Source organism: Streptomyces sp. NPDC006450 (genome assembly GCF_040612195.1).
GTDB lineage: Bacteria > Actinomycetota > Actinomycetes > Streptomycetales > Streptomycetaceae > Streptomyces.
Genome location: NZ_JBEXPT010000037.1, coordinates 30,937 through 50,852 on the forward strand (window position 1 = coordinate 30,937; position 19,916 = coordinate 50,852).

The window sequence follows — 19,916 nt, forward strand, 5'->3', positions numbered from 1 at the left end:
CCGCATGCCTACACCCAGCGCGTACGAACTCACCGGCCGGACCGCCCTGATCACCGGCGCCGCCAGCGGCATCGGCCGGGCCACCGCCGCACTCCTCGCCGAGGCCGGAGCCACCGTGCACTGTGCGGACCGCGACGCCCAGGGCCTGGAGGAGACCGTCGAACTGATCGCCAAGGCCGGCGGCCGGGCCACCCCCCACCCCCTCGACGTGACCGACCGCGCCGCGATCAGGACGGCGATCGCACAGGCCGGCCCGCTCGACATCACCGCCGCCATCGCCGGGATCATGCACAGCAGCAGCGTCCTGGAGACGTCCGACGAGGACCTCGACCGGGTCCTGGACATCAACTTCAAGGGTGTGCTCCGCACCTGCCAGGAGGCGGCCCGCGCCATGATCGCGGCCGGCCGGCCCGGCTCGATCATCACCATGGCCTCCGGCGCCGTGGACGCCGCCCAGCCCGGCCTGCTCTGCTACAGCGCCTCAAAGGCCGCCGTCGTCCAGCTGACCAAGACCCTCGCCACCGAGGCCGGCCCCCACGGCATCCGCGTCAACGCCGTCGCGCCCGGCTGGATCCGCACCCCGATGACCGGCCGGCACAGCCCCGAGGTCCAGGAGCAGACCGAGGCGATGATGACGCGCATGTCCCCGCTGCGCCGCGTGGGGGAGCCCGAGGACATAGCCCAGGCCGTGCTCTACCTCGCCTCGGACGCCTCGTCCTTCATGACGGGCCAGATCCTTCGCCCGAACGGAGGAGTCTCCATGCCCTGGTAACCACCCCCGGCGCCCCCACCACCCACCACGCCACCACCCGACACCCACCACAGTGTCGCCACCACGCCGCCCCCACCACCCGACGCCCACCACGCCGCCTCCACCGCAGCACCCGACCACGCGGCCCCGACTACCCGACCTCCACCACCCGGCCCCCACCAGGGCGGCACTGACCACGCCGCCACACGCGCAGGGCTACCAACCACCCGGCACCAGCCCCGCAGCCACAACCGCAGGGCACCCGATCACCCGGACACCACACCACAGCGCGGTCACCAGGCGCGCCCGGCCGGACGGCTCCTGGGGACCTCCCCGGCACCCGTCTCGGCCTGCGGCCAGGAACCGCGCCTCGCCCTCGCCAGAGACGGCCGATCAGGCCGATCCATCGTCATGCTTCGTCCCCATGTCCAAGTCCCCCACCCCCGCCTACGGAACCCGTAGCACCAGGCGCCAGGCGACCAACGGGGGCTTCGGCCACGCCGCCACCCGGTCACGCCGCCCCTCGGCCACTCGAGCAGGGCGCCAACCACCCGCCGTCCGTGTCTACCCGGCCCCCGACTCCCCGCCCCCCGGCGCCCGGCCCCCCGGCGGCACCGCCCCAGGTTCCCCGACCGCCACCGACCCGGACGCAGCCCACTCCCCGCCACTGCCATCGACGCCTCGGCCACCACCCCCGGCCCCACCCCCGCCCCCGTCACCGCGCACGCCACTCGCCGCCCCACGGCGACGGCGGCCCGCCGGCCCGGGCACGCAGTGAACCGGCAGCAGCCCCAGCCCCCAGCCTCCGACGGCGACCGCACCCTCCACCGGCCCGGCCTCGGCCGGCGCCAGCACGAGCCGCAGGACGGCCCACCACCACAGGACGCCCACCGACAGCGCGAGGGCCGGACCCACGGGTATACCCAGCAACCGCCGCACGGCCACCTCCAGGGGCCGGAGACCCGAACGGGCCCATCCTCCCGCACCCCGCCCGTACCCGCACCCCGCCCGCAACGCCCCACAGGGCCTCATCGCCGCCCCACAGGGCCCCCGCGCCACACCGGCACCCACGCCCCCACCCGGAACGGCAAGGAGCCCCGCCCGGCACCCAAGGGGCACCGGCCGGGGCTCCGGCCACACTCATACGCTCAGCACGCACGCACACAACACACGCGCACAGGCAGACGCTCACGCACACGTCACGCGGCTACGACGTTCACCGCTTCCACGGGCGCCTTGATGGTCACCCGTTCCGGGCCACCCGTGACCGAGGCCACGGATACCGAATTGAGCATCGGGCGGACCGGTGCGGACACCGGTTCGCTCGCCGCGGCGGACTGGGCCAGCTCGGCGAGCGAAAGCTCGTCGCTGACTTCCCGCATCAGCTCTGACATCCGTACGTCAAGCGCGTCGCAGATCGCGGAGAGCAGCTCGGAAGATGCCTCCTTCTGCCCCCGCTCCACCTCGGAGAGATAGCCGAGCGAAACTCGGGCGGACGAGGAGACTTCGCGCAGAGTACGGCCCTGGCGCTGGCGCTGCCGACGCAGCACGTCACCCAGCAGGCGACGGAGCAGAATCATCGGTGGCTCCCTCCTCTGACCGTGTAGCCGTAACCTTCACGCCCCACCGTACCGCCTCGCGCGGCGGCCGTGCGGGGAGCGATGTCGTGTTCACTCAGGGCTGCAAACATCAAATCCCCCCGTCCTGTTCCGTATCCTGCCCCCGCAGATTCTCGCGGAGTTCGCTCGCGAGCAGCTCGAGCACTGTCCGTGCACTCTCCCTACGGATTTCCGCGCGGGAGCCTTTCAACCGCAGCCGGGCCGTTTTCCTGCCCCCGGGGCCCGCCACGGCGATGAAAACGGTTCCCACCGGCTGTCCGTCCTGCGGATCGGGACCGGCCACCCCGGTGGTCGCGATGCCCCAGGAGGCGCCGAGCACGCGGCGCACTCCGGCCGCCATCTGCTCCGCGACCTGCGGGTTCACCGCCCCTTCGGCCGCGAGCAGCCCTGCGTCCACGCCCAGCACCTGATGCTTGAGCTCGGTCGCGTACGCCGTGACGGACCCGCGGAAGGACCGGGAGGCGCCCGGGACGGCCGTGAGCTCCGCGGCCACCATGCCGCCGGTCAGCGACTCCGCGACAGCGACCGTATCGTTACTCTCCGCAAGGAGTCGCAGCACATCGGCCGCAACCGCCCCACGGTCACCGGCGGCCCCTGCGGCATTCCGGGGCGCTTCATCGGCCACCGAAGATCCACCCGCCTTTTGCACCACCGCGTCATCCCCCGGCAGGTTCACCGCGCGGCACGCTCCGCGGCGAGCCCCTTGCGCCGGAGCACGACGGCCTGCCGGACGTAGTCCAAACCGGTGACGACGGTCAGGACGACGGCGGCCGCCATCACCCAGAACCGCAGCGTCGCCAGCGGCCCCGTCAGCGCGAGCACGTACATGCCCACCGCCACGCCCTGGGTCAGGGTCTTCAGCTTCCCGCCCCGGCTCGCCGGGATCACCCCGTACCTGATGACCCAGAAACGCATGAGCGTGATCCCGAGTTCCCGGCCGAGGATCACTCCGGTCACCCACCAGGGCAGATCGCCGAGCCAGGACAGACACACCAATGCCGACCCCATGATCGCCTTGTCGGCGATGGGGTCGGCGATCTTGCCGAAGTCGGTGACCAGGTTGTACGTACGGGCCAGATGCCCGTCGAAGATGTCGGTGATCATGGCGACGGCGAACGCCGCCCACGCCAGCGCCCGCCAGACGGGGTCGTAGCCCCCGTCGGCGAGCAGCAGCATCACGAATCCCGGCACCAGGACCAGCCTGATCATCGTCAGGATGTTGGCGATGTTCCACAGACTGGCCTGATTGACCGCCGCGGCGCCCAGCTTCGCGCCGGGCGCGGGCCGGCGGCCGGTCCCGCCCGCCGCAGATGCCGGGGCTCCGGTCATCCGGCCGCCTCCTCAAGATCCACGCCCAGGGGCTCCGCCACCAGGTCCACACCCAGGGTGCCGACCACCTTCGCCGTGACGATACGCCCCGGGACCAGGCCCGCGCCGTCCGTGAAGACGACCTGGCCGTCGGTCTCGGGCGCCTGGTGGGCAGCGCGCCCGTAGGCTCCCTCGCCGTCCTCCGCCTCGTCGATCGGGACGACCGTCTCGACGAGCACCTCCAGCGTCTCTCCGATCCGCTCCTCCGCGCGCTGCGAGGTGAGCTCCTCGGTGAGGCGCTGCATGTGGGCGAGGCGCTCGGCGATGGTGTCGGCGTCCAGTTTGTTCTCGTAGGTGACGGCCTCGGTACCGTCCTCGTCGGAGTAGCCGAAGACGCCGATGGCGTCGAGGCGCGCGCTGGTGAGGAAGCGCTCCAGCTCGGCGAAGTCCGACTCCTTCTCGCCGGGGAAGCCGACGATGAAGTTGGACCGGACGCCAGCCGTCGGAGCCTTGCTGCGGATGGTGTCCAGCAGTTCCAGGAACCGGTCGGTGTCACCGAAGCGGCGCATGGCGCGCAGCACGTCGGGGGCCGAGTGCTGGAAGGAGAGGTCGAAGTACGGGACGACCTTGGGGGTCGAGGTGAGTACGTCGATCAGGCCGGGCCGCATCTCGGCGGGCTGGAGGTAGCTGACGCGGACGCGCTCGATGCCGTCCACCTCGGCCAGCTCGGGCAGCAGGGTCTCCAGCAGGCGGATGTCGCCCAGGTCCTTGCCGTACGAGGTGTTGTTCTCGGAGACCAGCATGATCTCCTTGACGCCCTGCTCCGCGAGCCAGCGCGTCTCGCCCAGCACGTCGCTGGGGCGGCGGGAGATGAAGGAGCCGCGGAAGGACGGGATGGCGCAGAAGGAGCAGCGCCGGTCGCAGCCGGAGGCGAGCTTGACCGAGGCGACCGGGCTCTTGTCCAGCCGGCGGCGCAGCGGCGCACGCGGACCGGAGGCGGGAGCGACGCCCTCGGGGAGGTCGGCCGGAGCCGCCTCGGGCTCCTGCGCGTGGCCCGGCAGGGCCACGTCGGCGTCCTGGCGCTGGGCCGGGCTGATCGGCAGCAGCTTGCGCCGGTCGCGCGGGGTGTGGGAGGCGTGGATGCCGCCGTTGAGGATGGTCTGGAGGCGGTCGGAGATGTCGGCGTAGTCGTCGAAGCCGAGCACGCCGTCGGCCTCGGGGAGCGCTTCGGCAAGTTCCTTGCCGTAGCGCTCGGCCATACAGCCGACGGCTACGACGGCCTGCGTGCGGCCGTGATCCTTGAGATCGTTGGCCTCCAGCAGGGCGTCTACGGAGTCCTTCTTGGCGGCTTCGACAAAGCCGCAGGTGTTGACGACGGCTACGTCCGCATCGGCGGCGTCCTCGACGAGCTCCCAGCCATCCGCCGCCAAGCGGCCTGCGAGCTCCTCCGAGTCCACCTCGTTACGGGCGCAGCCAAGAGTGACAAGGGCGACGGTACGGCGTTCGGGCATGGACTCAAGACTACTTCGTCCCGGCACCGGCCCCCGCCTCCCGTCCCGGACGACAAGATCCCCGGAGTGCGGCGCGGCACTCCGGGGATCCGGAACGTTTTATTCCCTGCTGGTCAGCCCGCCTGGGCCTGGCCCTGACGCGGGTCGTCCTTGGTGTATGTGAGACGTTCCACCTGTCCGGGCTGGAACTCGTCCTTGATCTCCTTGCCGTTCACGAAGAGCTTCACGACCCCGGCATCACCGAGCACCAGGTCGATGGACTCCTTGTCCGTGAACGTCTTCGACTGACCCTGTTCGAGGGTGCCGTCGAAGAGGAGCCGGCCACTGTGGTCCTTGGCCGAGATCCAGCTCTCGCCGTCGTTGGCCGTCAGGACGACCGTGACGAGGTCCTTGGGCGCGGCGGCGATGGCGCTGTCCGAGGGCTCCGGCTTGGGAGCCGTAGGTGCCGGCGGCGCCTGGACCGAGGGCTTGGAGGCGTTGGGGGTGGGTGCGGGCTTCGGCGAGGCGGAACCTTCCGCCACCGGCCGCTTGGCCTTGTCGTCGGCGCCACCGAAGGCCGTGAAGCCGACGAAGCCGATCACGGCGACGATGGCGGCGACCATGGCGGCGGTCCAGTTGGGCCGCTGCCGTTCGGGGCGGATCCGCTCGGCTTCGAACATCGGCGCGGCGGGGGTGGGTGCCGGCCGGCCGCCGTGGGCCGCGTCGTAGCTGTCGATCAGGGGTTCCGGATCGAGTCGTACGGCACGGGCGAGCGTACGGATGTGGCCGCGGGCATAGACATCGCCGCCGCAGCGCGTGAAATCGTCGGATTCGATCGCGTGCACGATCGGGATGCGCACGCGGGTGGTGGAACTGACCTCGTCGACGGTCAGCCCGGCGGCGATCCGGGCCTTCTTGAGGGCCGTCCCGATGGACGGCTCTTCGACGGAGCGTTCGACGAGGCGGTCCTCGGACCGGTCGTCGGTCGAAGGCTGCTCATCTTCGGGGGAGTTGGCGTTGCCGATGGACACGAGGGCGCCTTTCGAGCGTGTAGCCACCTGCTGGATGTCCAGTCTAGGGGGGTGACGAAAGGGTGGAGCAACCGGAGGGGCACCTCCCTACGCCATACGAATGGCCAAGGGGCTCCCGCACGGTGCGGCGACCCGGAAAGACCGCCACCTCCCTCAACTAGACACGCGACCGGGGGAAACGGTTGCCCCCGATCCTTTGTCCCTTACTCGGGAGTCTCCCCCCGGATCACCGCGAGCACGCCGTCGAGTTCGTCGGCCTTCAGCAGCACGTCGCGCGCCTTGGACCCCTCGCTCGGTCCGACGATCCCCCGCGACTCCATCAGGTCCATCAGCCGTCCGGCCTTCGCGAACCCGACCCGCAGCTTGCGCTGGAGCATCGACGTGGACCCGAACTGCGTCGAGACGACCAGCTCGGCCGCCTGGCACAGCAGGTCCAGGTCGTCGCCGATCTCCTCGTCGATCTCCTTCTTCTGCTTCTGCCCGACGGTGACGTCGTTGCGGAAGACGGGCGCCATCTGGTCCTTGCAGTGCTGCACGATCCCGGCGATCTCGTCCTCGGTGACGAACGCGCCCTGGAGCCGTACGGGCTTGTTCGCGCCCATCGGCAGGAACAGACCGTCGCCCTTGCCGATGAGCTTCTCCGCACCCGGCTGGTCGAGGATGACCCGGCTGTCGGCGAGCGAGGAGGTCGCGAAGGCGAGGCGCGAGGGCACGTTCGCCTTGATCAGACCGGTCACCACGTCCACCGAGGGCCGCTGCGTCGCGAGGACCAGGTGGATGCCGGCCGCGCGGGCCAGCTGGGTGATGCGGACGATCGAGTCCTCCACGTCGCGCGGGGCCACCATCATCAGGTCGGCCAGCTCGTCGACGATCACCAGCAGGTACGGGTACGGGCTGAGCTCCCGCTCGCTGCCCGGCGGCAGTTTGATCTTGCCGTCGCGGATCGCCTGGTTGAAGTCGTCGATGTGCCGGTACCCGAAGGCCGCCAGGTCGTCGTAGCGCAGGTCCATCTCGCGCACGACCCACTGCAGCGCCTCGGCCGCCCGCTTGGGGTTGGTGATGATCGGCGTGATCAGGTGCGGGATGCCCTCGTACGCCGTCAGCTCCACCCGCTTGGGGTCCACGAGCACCATCCGGACGTCCTCCGGCGTGGCCCGCACCATCACCGAGGTGATCAGGCAGTTGATGCAGGAGGACTTACCGGAACCGGTGGCTCCGGCGACCAGCACGTGCGGCATCTTCGCCAGGTTGGCCATGACGTAGCCGCCCTCGACGTCCTTGCCGAGCGCCACCAGCATCGGGTGGTCGTCCTCGGCGGCGTCCGCCAGCCGGAGCACGTCCCCCAGGTTGACCATCTCGCGGTCGGTGTTCGGGATCTCGATGCCGACCGCCGACTTGCCCGGGATGGGGCTGATGATGCGCACGTCGGGCGAGGCCACGGCGTAGGCGATGTTCTTCGCCAGCGCCGTGATCCGCTCGACCTTCACGGCCGGGCCCAGCTCGACCTCGTAGCGGGTCACCGTCGGCCCACGGGTGAAACCGGTGACCTTGGCGTCGACCTTGAACTCCATGAACACGTTCGTCAGCGAGGCCACGACCGCGTCGTTAGCGGCGCTGCGGGTCTTGCCCGGCCCGCCCTTCTCCAGCAGGTCCAGCGAGGGCAGGGAGTACGTGATGTCCCCGCGCAGCTGGAGCTGCTCGGCGCGGGGCGGCAGCGCCTGGGTCTGGGGCGGGGTCTTGGTCAGGTCGGGAACGGACAGCGTCCCGGAGGCCGCCGCGGTGGTGTCGTGCGGCGGGCCCGCGGCGGCGGACTTCTCCTCGCGGGCCGGCTGCTCCTCGCGGGCGGGCCCCTCCTCCCGGGCCGCCGGCACCGGAGCGGTGACATCCGTGCCCTCGCGCTCCGCCGAGATGCCCTGCGTGAGGTCGGCGACCAGCGGGGAGGGCGGCATCCCGCCGTACACCACCCCGTCCAGCGCGGCGGCGGCCGCCGCGGCCACGTCGACGGGGTCCATCCCTCGGTCCATGGCGGGCCGGCCCGCGGACCGCCGGGGGCGCCGCCGCCGGGCGAGCGCCTCCTCCTCGGCGGCGCCCGCCGGGTCTCCCGGCCCGGCGGCGCCGGAACGGGCCCGCCGCTGCTCGGCGTCGTGCCGGTCGGCGGCAGCGGCCGAGGCCGCGCCCTCGGGGTCCCGGTACTGCGCGTACTCCGCGTCGTACTCGTTCGGAGCGATGACCCCGAGGCGGATCCCCGCGCTCCGCAGCCGCTGCGGGATCGCGTTGACGGGGGTCGCGGTGACCACCAGCAGCCCGAAGACGGTGAGCAGCACCAGCATCGGCACGGCCAGCGGCGCGCCCATCGTGAAGATCAGCGGCTTCGAGGCGCCCCAGCCGATCAGCCCGCCCGCGTTCTGCATCGCGGTGGTGCCCTCGTCGCGCCCGGGGGCTCCGCAGGCGATGTGCACGAGCCCCAGGACTCCGATGACCAGCGCGGAGAGCCCGATGCCGATGCGGCCGTTGGCGTCGGCCTGTTCGGGATGGCGGATGAAACGTACCGCCATGACGCCGAGCAGGACCGGCACGAGCAGGTCGAGCCGCCCGAAGGCGCCGGTGACCAGCATGGTCACCAGGTCCCCGACAGGCCCGCTCAGGTTCGACCAGGTCCCGGCGGCGACGATCAGAGCGAGCGCGAGCAGCAGCAGGGCGAGGCCGTCCTTGCGGTGGGCCGGGTCGAGGTTCTTCGCACCCTGGCCGATGCCGCGGAAGATGGCGCCGACCGCGTGCGCGATGCCGAGCCAGAAGGCGCGCAGCAGCCGCAGCACTCCCCCGGTGGGGGACGGCGCGGGCTTGGGCGCGACCTTTTTGACGGAGCCGCGCTTGGCAGCGGGCGCCGCCTTCTTGGCGGGCGGCTTGCGGGCTGGGGCAGCCTTCTTCGCCGGCGCCGTCGTACGGCCGGTGCGGCCCTTCGCGGTGCCCGCCGTGCTCTGGGAACCCTTACCGGACGTACTTGAGGCCATGCGCCCGAGGTTACCGGTGCGCGCGCCGGTGGACACGCGTGCCCACCCCTTCACCCGTTCGTGTCGTTCCGAGTGCCGGAGGGAGACGCCCGCGCCCTCGGCCCGTACCGGTGGCCTCCCATGACGCCCCGCCAGACCTGACGGACCGCCAAGCGGCCCGCCGCGCCGGCCGGGGGCTGCGCGGAGCTCAGCCCTGAGCGGGCAGGACGGGAGCCCCGCCGCCGGTCCCCGGCTCCAGCGCGTCGAGCGCCCGCCGCAGTCCGGTGAGCTTGCGCTCCAGATGGGCCGCGGTGGCCACCACCGAGGGATCGGCCGCCTCTTCGCCGAGCTGCTTGGTCAGCGCCTCCGCCTGCTCCTCCACCGCGGCGAGCCGCGCGGAGAGCTCGGCCAGCAGGCCGGCCGTCTCCTTGGAGCCGTCCACCGCGCCGTTGGAGCTGCCGCCCTCCAGCTGGAGCCTCAGCAGCGCCGCCTGCTCGCGCAGTTGGCAGTTCTTCGTATACAGCTCGACGAACACCGAGACCTTGGCCCGCAGCACCCACGGGTCGAAGGGCTTGGAGATGTAGTCCACCGCGCCCGCCGCGTACCCGCGGAAGGTGTGGTGCGGTCCGTGGTTGATCGCCGTGAGGAAGATGATCGGGATGTCCCGGGTCCGTTCACGCCGCTTGATGTGCGCGGCCGTCTCGAAGCCGTCCATGCCCGGCATCTGCACGTCGAGCAGGATGACCGCGAAGTCGTCCGTCAGCAGCGCCTTGAGCGCTTCCTCCCCCGACGACGCCCTGACCAGTGTCTGATCGAGCGCGGAGAGGATGGCCTCCAGCGCCAGCAGATTCTCCGGCCGGTCGTCGACCAGGAGGATCTTGGCCTTCTGCACCATGCCCTGTCCTCCTCGCCCCGGCATGGGGCCTCCCCGGCTCCTGGCTCCGGCCTGTTCGCCGGGCCCCGCCCCAGAGGACGGCATCCTTGCGCCGTCCGTCCTTGTGCCGGTCATCGTAGCCCCAGTCCCGAGATCGCCACACCCTGTCACCAAGATGTCACAGCGCACGTAGCGGAAACGTGGTGGAAGGGCAGAAGGTTCCCTCGGGAGTTCCCCTCCGCCCGCCCGGTCACGCCCCGGCCCCGCGCATGTGCCCTTCCATGACCGACAGGAGGTAGTCGGGCTCGACCGGCTTGGTCACGTAGTCCGAGGCACCGGACTCGATCGCCTTCTCCCGGTCCCCCTTCATCGCCTTCGCCGTCAGCGCGATGATCGGCAGCCCCTCGAACTGCGGCATCCGCCGGATCGCCGAGGTCGTCGCGTACCCGTCCATCTCCGGCATCATGATGTCCATCAGCACGAGCGCCACGTCGTCGTGCTGCTCCAGGACCTCGATGCCCTCCCGGCCGTTCTCCGCGTACAGCACCGCCAGCCCGTGCTGTTCCAGCACGCTGGTCAGCGCGAAGACGTTGCGCACGTCGTCGTCCACGATCAGCACCCGCTCGCCGTGGAAGTCGTACGTCCGCGGCGCCTGGGGCAGCGGCTCGTCGACGGCCCACGCGTCCGCGTCCCCCTGCCCGGGCACCTCCGCCCGCAGCGGCGGCTCGGCCATCGCCTTGCGGCGCCGCCGGAACAACGCCGACGACCCCTGCCCGACCGGTTCCCCGGCCCGCGGCAGCGCCGTCGGCCCCACGGGCGCTACGGGGCCCTGCGCCACCGGAGCCGCCGGCAGTTCGGGCCGCGCCTCCTCGGCGGCCGGGCGGCGGTACAGCTCCCCGCGCGCCCCGCCGGGCGCCGGCGGCGCGTACCCCTGCGGGGGCAGCTCGCTCGGATGCAGCGGCAGGTACAGCGTGAAGGTCGACCCGCGGCCGGGCTCGCTCGCCGCGTGGATCTCCCCGCCCAGCAGCCGGGCGATCTCCCGGCTGATCGACAGTCCGAGACCGGTGCCGCCGTACTTGCGGCTGGTGGTCCCGTCGGCCTGCTTGAACGCCTCGAAGATCACCAGCATCTTGCTCGCGGCGATCCCGATCCCGGTGTCGGTCACCGAGAAGGCGATCAGGTCGGCGTCGGCCTCCCTCAGCGAACCGGCCTCCAGGAGCTGTTCGCGGATCGCGATGGGCACATCGGCCCCGGCGGGCCGGATCACCAGCTCCACCGCCCCGGTGTCGGTGAACTTCACCGCGTTCGACAGCAGGTTGCGCAGCACCTGGAGCAGCCGCTGCTCGTCGGTGTGCAGGGTCGCCGGGAGCTCCGGGGAGACCCGCACGGAGAAGTCGAGGCCCTTCTCGGCGGTCAGCGGCCGGAAGGTGGCCTCCACGTAGTCGACGAGCTGGACCAGCGCGATCCGGGTCGGCGAGACGTCCATCTTCCCGGCCTCGACCTTCGACAGGTCGAGGATGTCGTTGATCAGCTGGAGCAGGTCGGAGCCGGCGCCGTGGATGGTCTCGGCGAACTCCACCTGCTTGGGCGAGAGGTTCTCGTCCGCGTTGTCGGCGAGCAGCTTGGCCAGGATCAGCAGGGAGTTGAGCGGGGTCCGCAGCTCGTGGGACATGTTCGCCAGGAACTCGCTCTTGTACCGCATCGAGACCGCGAGCTGCTCGGCACGCTCCTCCAGGACCTGCCGGGCCTCCTCGATCTCGGTGTTCTTCACCTCGATGTCCCGGTTCTGCTGGGCCAGCAGCTCGGCCTTCTCCTCCAGCTCGGCGTTGGCGGCCTGGAGGGCCTTCTGCCGGTTCTCCAGCTCGTCGGAACGCTCCCGCAGCTGCTCGGTCATCTCCTGTGACTGCTTGAGCAGCATCTCCGTCTTGGAGTTGACGGAGATGGTGTTGACGCTCGTACCGATCATCTCGGCGATCTGGCTGAGGAAGTCCTTCTGGATCTGCGTGAAGGGCTGGAAGGAGGCCAGCTCGATGACGCCGAGCACCTTCCCCTCGAAGAGCACCGGCAGCACGATCACGTGTGCCGGCGGGGCTTCGCCGAGCCCGGAGGAGATCTTCAGGTAGCCGGGCGGGGTGTTCTCGATGAGCACCATCCGCTTCTCCTCGGCGACCATCCCGATCAGTCCCTCGCCCGGCCGGAAGGAGATCGGCATCTGCCCGCCGGCGTACGCGTAACTCCCGCGCATCCGCAGCTCGTACGAACCGTCCGCGCCCCCGTCCGTCCCGATCTCGGTGGTACCGCCCGCCGGCAGCGCCAGGAAGAACGCGCCGTGCTGCGCCGAGACCACCGGTGTCAGCTCGCTCATGATCAGCGAGGCCACGTCGTCCAGCTCGCGACGGCCCTGCATCAGGGCGGAGATGCGGGCGAGGTTGCCCTTGAGCCAGTCCTGCTCCTTGTTGGCCAAGGTGGTGTCGCGCAGGTTGGCGATCATGGTGTTGAGGTTGTCCTGGAGGACCTGGATCTCGCCGGCCGCGTCCACGTCGATCTTCAGGTTGAGATCGCCCCGCGTCACCGCGGTGGCGACGGCCGCGATGGCGCGCACCTGACGGGTGAGGTTTCCGGCCATCTCGTTCACGGACTCGGTCAGGTCCCGCCAGGTGCCGTCGACGTCCCGGACCCGGGCCTGGCCGCCGAGGATGCCCTCGGTACCCACCTCGCGGGCCACCCGGGTCACCTGGTCGGCGAAGGAGGAGAGCTGGTCGACCATCGTGTTGATCGTGGTCTTGAGCTCCAGGATCTCCCCGCGGGCGTCGATGTCGATCTTCTTGGTCATGTCGCCCTTGGCGATGGCGGTCGTGACCATGGCGATCTGCCGCACCTGGCCGGTGAGGTTGGAGGCCATGAAGTTCACCGAGTCGGTGAGGTCCTTCCACGTCCCGGAGACCCCGGGCACGTGTGCCTGGCCGCCCAGGCGGCCCTCCGTACCCACCTCACGGGCCACGCGCGTGACCTCGTCGGCGAAGGAGGACAGGGTCTTGACCATGGTGTTCACGGTGTCGGCGAGCTGCGCGACCTCGCCGCGGGCCTCGACGGTGACCTTCTTCGTCAGGTCGCCGTTGGCCACCGCGGTCGAGACCTGGGCGATCCCGCGCACCTGGGCGGTCAGGTTGCCGGCCATGGTGTTGACGTTGTCGCTGAGGTCCTTCCAGATGCCGGTGACCCCGCGCACCCGGGCCTGGCCGCCGAGGATCCCCTCGGTACCCACCTCCCGGGCCACCCGCGTCACCTGCTCGGCGAAGGACGACAGCTGGTCCACCATCGTGTTCACGGTGGTGACCAGTTCGAGGATCTCGCCCTTCGCGTCGACCGTGATCTTCTTGGAGAGGTCGCCCATGGCGACCGCCGTGGTCACCTCGGCGATGTTGCGGACCTGCGACGTCAGGTTGTTCGCCATGAAGTTGACGGACTGGGTGAGGTCCTTCCAGGTCCCGGAGACGCCCTTCACCTCGGCCTGGCCACCCAGGATGCCCTCGGTACCCACCTCCCGGGCCACCCGGGTCACCTGCTCCGCGAAGTTCGACAGCTGGTCGACCATGGTGTTGAGGGTGTTCTTCAGCTCCAGGATCTCGCCCCGGGCGTCGACCTCGATCTTCTGCGACAGGTCACCGCGCGCCACCGCGGTGGCGACCTGCGCGATGTTGCGCACCTGGGACGTCAGGTTCCCGGCCATGCCGTTCACCGAGTCCGTCAGATCGCGCCACACGCCGGCCACACCGGGCACCTGCGCCTGACCGCCGAGCCGGCCCTCCGTACCCACGTCCCGGGCCACCCGGGTCACCTGCTCGGCGAACGCCGAAAGCTGGTCGACCATCGTGTTGATGGTGTTCTTGAGCTCCAGGATCTCGCCGCGCGCGTCCACGTCGATCTTCTGGGAGAGGTCTCCGCGTGCCACGGCGGTGGTCACCTGGGCGATCTGGCGCACCTGGGACGTCAGGTTCCCGGCCATGAAGTTGACGGAGTCGGTGAGCTCCTTCCAGGTGCCGGACACCCCCTCGACCCGCGCCTGGCCGCCGAGCCGGCCCTCCGTGCCCACGTCCCGCGCCATCCGCGTGACCTGGTCGGCGAAGGAGGACAGCTGGTCCACCATCGTGTTCACGGTGTTCTTCAGCTGGAGCATCTCGCCGGAGACGTCGACCGTGACCTTCTGCGACAGGTCGCCGTTGGCGACCGCCGTCGTCACCTGGGCGATGTTGCGCACTTGCCCGGTGAGGTTGCGGAAGGCGGTGTTCACCGAGTCGGTGAGGTCCTTCCAGGTCCCGGCCGCGCCCGGCACCTGCGCCTGCCCGCCCAGTTCACCTTCGACGCCGACCTCACGGGCCACCCGCGTCACTTCGGCACCGAAGGACTGGAGCTGGTCCACCATCGTGTTGACGGTGTTCTTCAACTCCAGCATCTCGCCGGCCACGTTCACGGTGACCTTCTGCGACAGGTCGCCGTTGGCCACCGCCGTCGTCACCTGCGCGATGTCGCGCACCTGCGTGGTGAGGTTGCGGAAGACCGTGTTCACCGAGTCGGTGAGGTCCTTCCACGTCCCGGCCGCGCCCGGCACCTGCGCCTGCCCGCCCAGCAGGCCCTTCGCGCCGACCTCGCTGGCCACGCGCGTGACCTCGTCCGCGAAGGTCCGCAGCGTCTCGGTCATCTGGTTGATCGTTTCGGCCAGCTGCGCGACCTCGCCGCGCGCGCTGACCCGGACCTTCTGCGACAGGTCGCCGTTGGCCACCGCCGTGGTCACCTGCGCGATGCCGCGCACCTGGGCCGTCAGGTTGCCCGCCATCGTGTTGACGGAGTCGGTCAGGTCCTTCCACACGCCCGCGACCCCGGGCACCTTCGCCTGGCCGCCGAGCTCACCCTCCGTACCCACCTCGCGGGCCACGCGGGTCACCTCGGAGGAGAACGAGGAGAGCTGGTCCACCATCGTGTTCACGGTGTTCTTCAGCTGCAGCATCTCGCCGGCCACGTGCACCGTGACCTTGCGCGACAGATCGCCCTTGGCGACCGCCGTCGTGACGAGAGCAATGTCACGCACCTGGGCGGTGAGCCGGTACGCCATCGTGTTGACGGAGTCGGTCAGATCCTTCCAGGATCCGGACATTCCGCGCACTTGCGCCTGGCCACCGAGCTTGCCCTCGGTACCCACCTCCAGCGCGACCCGCGTCACCTCGTCGGTGAACGCGGACAGCTGGTCGACCAGGTTGTTGACCGTCCGCCCGACTTTGAGGAACTCCCCGCGCAGCGGGTGCCCGGCACCCTCCGCGGCCTGGGTCCGCAGGTCCATGCGCTGGTCGAGGTCACCCTCGGCGACCGCCGACAGCACCCGGCCCACCTCGGACACCGGGCGGGCCAGGTCGTCCACGAGCTGGTTCGAGGCGTCGATCGCGGCCGCCCAGGAGCCCTCGCAGGCACCCGTTTCCAGCCGTTCGCTGAGCTTGCCCTCGCGGCCCACCATCCGCCGCACCCGGGACAGTTCCCCGGTCAGGTGGAGATTGCGGTCGGCCACTTCGTTGTAGACGGCGGCGATCTCCGCCATCACTCCGTCGCCGGACACCGTCAGCCGCTTGCGGAAGTTACCGTCCCGCATCGAGACCAGCGCCGTGAGCAGCCTGTTCAGGGCCGCGGTATCGACTTCCGTCGTCACGCCCCGCCGGGAGCGTCCTCCCTTCGGGCGCGTTCCCGTACGCCGCACCGCCGCGCCAGCCTCCACCGTGTCCCTCCCGAAAGGGTCGACCACTGTTCCACCGGGCATCTTGTTCATCAGACTGTGCCCATCGACGCTGTGTCCATTAACTACGGACTCCAAGCCTGCCCAGTGTTTCACCCCGGCCGAACCCGGCCATAACACTCCGGCACCATCGCACACCGGCCACACCCTGTGGGTGGATTCCCCGACGACGGCACCATGGCGACCGTGAAGGTAAGTAACCTGGCATCCGTTGTCCACCGCGTCGAAGGAGACTTGTGATCACGGCACGGGCGGCTGCCAGTTTCGATCCACAAGGGCGCTCGGTCGCCGCTGCCCGCGCATTCGTCCGCGACACCCTCCAGGGATGGGGTTTCGCGGACATCATCGACGACGCGGTGGTCCTCACCAGCGAACTCGTCACCAATGCCGTGGTCCACGCCGGCACCCGCGCCGAAGTCCTGTGCCTGCGCACGGAGGACGGCGTACGGGTCGAGGTCGCCGACCGCTACCCGGAGCGCGAGCTCCCGCTCCAGCACCCCGGCGAGCGCCCCTACGCGGACCCCGACCGCGAGAACGGCCGCGGGCTCATGCTCTGCGCCGCCCTCGCCACCCGCTGGGGCGTCGAGTACACGGCCACGCACAAGCACGTGTGGTTCCGGCTCGACCTGCCGGACCGTCCGGTCGGTACCCGCTCCGCGGGACCCGTCGTCCCCGACCAGCTCCTCCCCCTGGCCGACAGCCGGGTCCGCGTCGCCGTCCTCCAGATCGACTCCGCCGGCACCGTCTCCGCCTGGAACGAGGACGCCGAGATCATCTTCGGCCACCTCGCCTCGAAGGCGGTCGGCCGCCCGCTCGCCGAACTCGCCGCCTGGCCGCAGACCCCCGGCACCGGCACCGGCATCGCCGAGGCCCTGCGCCTGTCCCGCTGGGAGGGCAGCTACGGCATCCGCGGCGCCGACGGCCGCGTCATCCCGATCTACGCCTCCCACCTGCGGGTCCGCGATGCCCACGGCGAGCCCTCCATCGTCTGCCTGCTCGTGCACGACGACGAGCGCGCCCTGCTGCAGAGCCCCGCGCGGGTCCCCATGGACGGCGGCCACCTGACCGAGGCCCGCCCCACGGACCCCTTCGAGATCTTCATCGGCTCCCCCGCCCCCGACGACCTCGACGGCCTCCTCCAGCGCACCGTGGAACGCGCCCGCGACCTCCTCGACGCCGACGCCGCCTTCCTCCTCCTCGCCACCGATGACGAGACCGAGCTCGAGGTCCGCTCCACCACCGGCCTGCCCTCCACCCGCCAGCGCTTCGCCCGCGTCCCCGTCGAAGCCGGCACCAACCGGTACGGCAGCGCCCGCATGCCCGCCGTGCACGAGGACCTCGTCGTCGTCCCCGGAGCGGTACCCCTGCTGGAAGCCACCGGCATGCGCTCCGCCATCACCGTCCCCCTCAAGGTCGAGGGCCGCCTCACCGGCTCCCTGGGTGTGGCCGCCGAGATCCCCGGCCGCTACTCCAACGACGACGCCCTGCGCCTGCAGTTCGCCGCGGACCGCATCGCCCTCGCCGTGGAATCGGCCCGCCTCGGCGAGCTCGAACGACTGCGCCGCGGCTCCCTCTCCTTCCTCGTCGAGGCCTCCGACCTCCTCGCCGGCACCCTCGACCGGGACCAGACCCTGGCCCTCATGGCCCAGATGACCGTCCCCACCCTCGCCACCTGGTGCGCCGTCTACACCATCGCCGACCCGACCTCCGACCCGTTCCTCTCGTACGTCCTGCACGAGGACGAGGAACGCATCGACGGCCTCAAGGCGCTGCTCTCCCAGGTCTGCCCGCCCGAGCCGGTCCGCGAGGCCGGCGCCCGCCCCTGGCCGGAGACCACCATCGCGGTCGGCGGCGAGACCGTGGTCCTCCCGCTCCTGGCCCGCAACCGCGTCATCGGCATGCTGACCCTCGGCAAGCCCTCCGAGGAGCACTTCCGGCAGGAGATCCTCGAACTCGCCGAGGACCTCTCCCGCCGGGCCGCCCTCGCCCTGGACAACGCGCGCCTGTACTCCGAGCGCACCGCCATCAGCCGCTCCCTCCAGCGCAGCCTGCTGCCGCCCGGCTCCCCCACCATCCCCGGCATCGAGGTCGAGGTCATCTACCGCGCCGCCGGCGAGGGCAACGAGGTGGGCGGCGACTTCTACGACGTCTTCCCGATCCGCCCCGGCGTCTACGGGTTCGCCATCGGCGACGTCTGCGGTACGGGCCCGGAGGCCGCCGCCGTCACCGGCCTCGCCCGCCACGCCCTGCGCCTCCTGGCCCGCGAGGGCCTCGGCGGCCCGGCCGTACTGGAACGCCTCAACGCGGCGATCCTCGACGAGGGCGACCGCAGCCGCTTCCTCACCCTCCTCTACGGCGAGCTGCACCCCCAGCCGGACGGCGGCGCCCACATGAAGGTCGTCTGCGCGGGCCACCCCCTGCCACTGCGCCTGCGCCCGAACGGCGAGGTGACCCCCGCCGCCGACCCGCAGCCCCTGCTCGGCGTCATCGATGACCTGGACCTCTACGAGCAGACCCTCACCCTGGACCCGGGCGACGTCCTCCTCTGCGTCACCGACGGCGTCACCGAACGCCGCGAGGGCACCCGCATGCTCGGCGACGACGGCCTCACCGAGGTCCTCACCACCTGTACGGGCCTCACCGCCGGCGCCGTCGCCTCCCGCGTCCTGCGCGCGGTGGAACGCTTCGCCGCCGAGCCCGCCTCCGACGACATGGCCATCCTCGCCTTCCGCATCCCCCAGCAGCGCGACGGCGACTGAGCACCGCCGCGCCACGCCGCCTACCGGCGGGGTCTCGCCACCAGGATCATGAAGGACGGGGCTGCCATCTCCCCCGTCCAGGGCGTACTGCCCGTGTCGACGACCACGACCTCGTCGCGGCCGGTGATGAAGCGGGTGGGGCACGGAGACGGGGAGGCTCGGTCGGCAGCCAAGGACGCCTTGAAGGTGCGGGCGAGGTGTCGGATCCGTTCGGTACTCATGAGCGTTCCTCCCGCGGGTCGAGGGGCCGGGAACTCCTGCTGATCCCATTGCGCCCCGCACCCCGCCCCTGGTCACGGCCCGAGGATTCGGGGCTTGACGAGGAGGCCCGGAACCCCCTGGACACGAAGAGGCCCCCGCTCAGAGGCGGAGGCCCTTCGTCGTCGTCCCTCAGACGGCGCCCCTCAGACGGCGTCCCTGCGCGTCAGCCCGGTCCCGAGCACGTTCCGGACGTACAGCTCGACGAACTCGGGCAGCCACGGATCCCTGGCCATCCGGTCGAAGACCTGCACCATCCGCTCGTCCGGCTCATCGGTCAGCAGGACGATCCGCCAGGTGTTGACCGGCTGCTCATCCGTCCCCGCGACCCCGTGCTGTACGTGGAACAGCGGCTGGCGGTCGTCCGCGTGCAGGGGGCGGCCCTGCAGGTCGGAGAAGGTCTCCCGGCCGAGGAAGGTCACCACCTGCCGGTCGTGGTTCAGGTGCGTCTCTTCGAGCACGAGCCCGTACTCACCCGGCTGGAGCCACAGCCTCTGCCGCGACTGCCTGACGAACTCGTTCCCCAGCTCCGCGCCCTCCCGGCCCGGCACCCAGGCGGAGGCGGATCCCTCCTGGACGACGTTCGGAATGAAGGCACCCGGATTGCCGGCCTTGCGGACCTCCATGTCCCAGAGCCCGGCCCGGTCCAGGGCCACGGGCGCCCCGGTGACGTACCGCTCGTCCAGGATCCGGTTCACGTCCACGTCCGGCAGAACCGCCCGGGTATACCTCTCGTCGGCCCAGGCCTGTTCGAACTCGGCCTCGGCCGGAGTCTGATCCGACATCACGCGTCCTCCCCATCCAGCACATTCTCAAGATCAACAGGAAGGATACGTGGGAAAACGCAAAAAGGCCCCCGCCAATGGCGGGGGCCTTCTCGTTTTGGAGCCCTTTAACGGAATCGAACCGTTGACCTTCTCCTTACCATGGAGACGCTCTACCGACTGAGCTAAAAGGGCGGGTTGTTCGGCGGCGTCCTACTCTCCCACAGGGTCCCCCCTGCAGTACCATCGGCGCTGAAAGGCTTAGCTTCCGGGTTCGGAATGTAAACCGGGCG

The 19,916-nt window shown here is 70.9% G+C and carries 13 protein-coding genes, 1 tRNA gene and 1 rRNA gene; 2 read left to right on the forward strand and 13 right to left on the reverse strand.

The annotated features are described in order from the left end of the window. Positions 1 to 4 precede the first annotated feature (4 nt). Positions 5 to 772 carry an SDR family NAD(P)-dependent oxidoreductase gene (locus ABZY57_RS14540; RefSeq protein WP_356511688.1) on the forward strand — a complete coding sequence of 256 codons (768 nt, stop codon included), beginning with the start codon at positions 5 to 7 and terminating at the stop codon, positions 770 to 772. Between the two features lie 543 nt (positions 773 to 1,315). Here the strand turns inward: ABZY57_RS14540 and ABZY57_RS14545 are convergent. The 9 genes from ABZY57_RS14545 to ABZY57_RS14585 form a co-directional block, all read right to left on the reverse strand. Further along, positions 1,316 to 1,678 (reverse strand): hypothetical protein, encoded by a 363-nt coding sequence (locus tag ABZY57_RS14545; protein WP_356511711.1) that lies wholly within the window; start codon positions 1,676 to 1,678, stop codon positions 1,316 to 1,318. Between the two features lie 272 nt (positions 1,679 to 1,950). After that, positions 1,951 to 2,331 carry a helix-turn-helix transcriptional regulator gene (locus tag ABZY57_RS14550; protein WP_112451800.1) on the reverse strand — a complete coding sequence of 127 codons (381 nt, stop codon included), beginning with the start codon at positions 2,329 to 2,331 and terminating at the stop codon, positions 1,951 to 1,953. Between the two features lie 109 nt (positions 2,332 to 2,440). Further along, on the reverse strand, positions 2,441 to 2,995 hold the full coding sequence (locus tag ABZY57_RS14555; protein WP_356511713.1) for a CinA family protein: 555 nt from the start codon (positions 2,993 to 2,995) through the stop codon (positions 2,441 to 2,443). 47 nt (positions 2,996 to 3,042) lie between these two features. Further along, positions 3,043 to 3,699, reverse strand: coding sequence for a CDP-diacylglycerol--glycerol-3-phosphate 3-phosphatidyltransferase (gene pgsA, locus ABZY57_RS14560; RefSeq protein WP_327255230.1), 657 nt, complete (start codon positions 3,697 to 3,699; stop codon positions 3,043 to 3,045). Continuing rightward, entirely contained in the window at positions 3,696 to 5,189 is a 1,494-nt protein-coding gene (rimO, locus tag ABZY57_RS14565) for a 30S ribosomal protein S12 methylthiotransferase RimO (RefSeq protein WP_356511691.1), read from the reverse strand. Before rimO ends, pgsA begins: the two co-directional genes overlap by 4 nt. A 113-nt stretch (positions 5,190 to 5,302) precedes the next feature. Beyond that, a complete protein-coding gene (locus ABZY57_RS14570) occupies positions 5,303 to 6,199 on the reverse strand; it encodes a RodZ domain-containing protein (protein ID WP_356511693.1) in 897 nt (298 codons plus the stop codon). A gap of 203 nt (positions 6,200 to 6,402) precedes the next feature. Further along, positions 6,403 to 9,210 (reverse strand): DNA translocase FtsK, encoded by a 2,808-nt coding sequence (locus ABZY57_RS14575; RefSeq protein ID WP_356511695.1) that lies wholly within the window; start codon positions 9,208 to 9,210, stop codon positions 6,403 to 6,405. 187 nt (positions 9,211 to 9,397) lie between these two features. After that, positions 9,398 to 10,084 carry a response regulator gene (locus ABZY57_RS14580; protein ID WP_254386099.1) on the reverse strand — a complete coding sequence of 229 codons (687 nt, stop codon included), beginning with the start codon at positions 10,082 to 10,084 and terminating at the stop codon, positions 9,398 to 9,400. A 229-nt stretch (positions 10,085 to 10,313) separates the two neighbouring features. Next, positions 10,314 to 15,866 carry a HAMP domain-containing protein gene (locus ABZY57_RS14585; protein ID WP_356511698.1) on the reverse strand — a complete coding sequence of 1,851 codons (5,553 nt, stop codon included), beginning with the start codon at positions 15,864 to 15,866 and terminating at the stop codon, positions 10,314 to 10,316. Positions 15,867 to 16,078: 212 nt separating this feature from the next. Here ABZY57_RS14585 and ABZY57_RS14590 point away from each other — a divergent pair, with 212 nt between their 5' ends. Beyond that, a complete protein-coding gene (locus tag ABZY57_RS14590; protein WP_356511699.1) occupies positions 16,079 to 18,601 on the forward strand; it encodes a SpoIIE family protein phosphatase in 2,523 nt (840 codons plus the stop codon). Positions 18,602 to 18,621: 20 nt separating this feature from the next. Here ABZY57_RS14590 and ABZY57_RS14595 read toward each other — a convergent pair whose 3' ends face one another. From ABZY57_RS14595 to rrf, 4 genes are all read right to left on the reverse strand, one after another. Further along, positions 18,622 to 18,822, reverse strand: a complete 201-nt coding sequence (locus ABZY57_RS14595; RefSeq protein ID WP_356511701.1) for a hypothetical protein — start codon at positions 18,820 to 18,822, stop codon at positions 18,622 to 18,624. A 183-nt stretch (positions 18,823 to 19,005) separates the two neighbouring features. Then, the gene (locus ABZY57_RS14600; protein WP_356511703.1) at positions 19,006 to 19,644 is read right to left on the reverse strand and encodes a hypothetical protein; all 639 of its coding nucleotides are present in this window, start codon (positions 19,642 to 19,644) and stop codon (positions 19,006 to 19,008) included. 98 nt (positions 19,645 to 19,742) lie between these two features. Further along, positions 19,743 to 19,818 (reverse strand) — tRNA-Thr (locus tag ABZY57_RS14605). A 5-nt stretch (positions 19,819 to 19,823) separates the two neighbouring features. After that, positions 19,824 to 19,916 (reverse strand): 5S ribosomal RNA (gene rrf / locus ABZY57_RS14610); the annotation flags it as partial.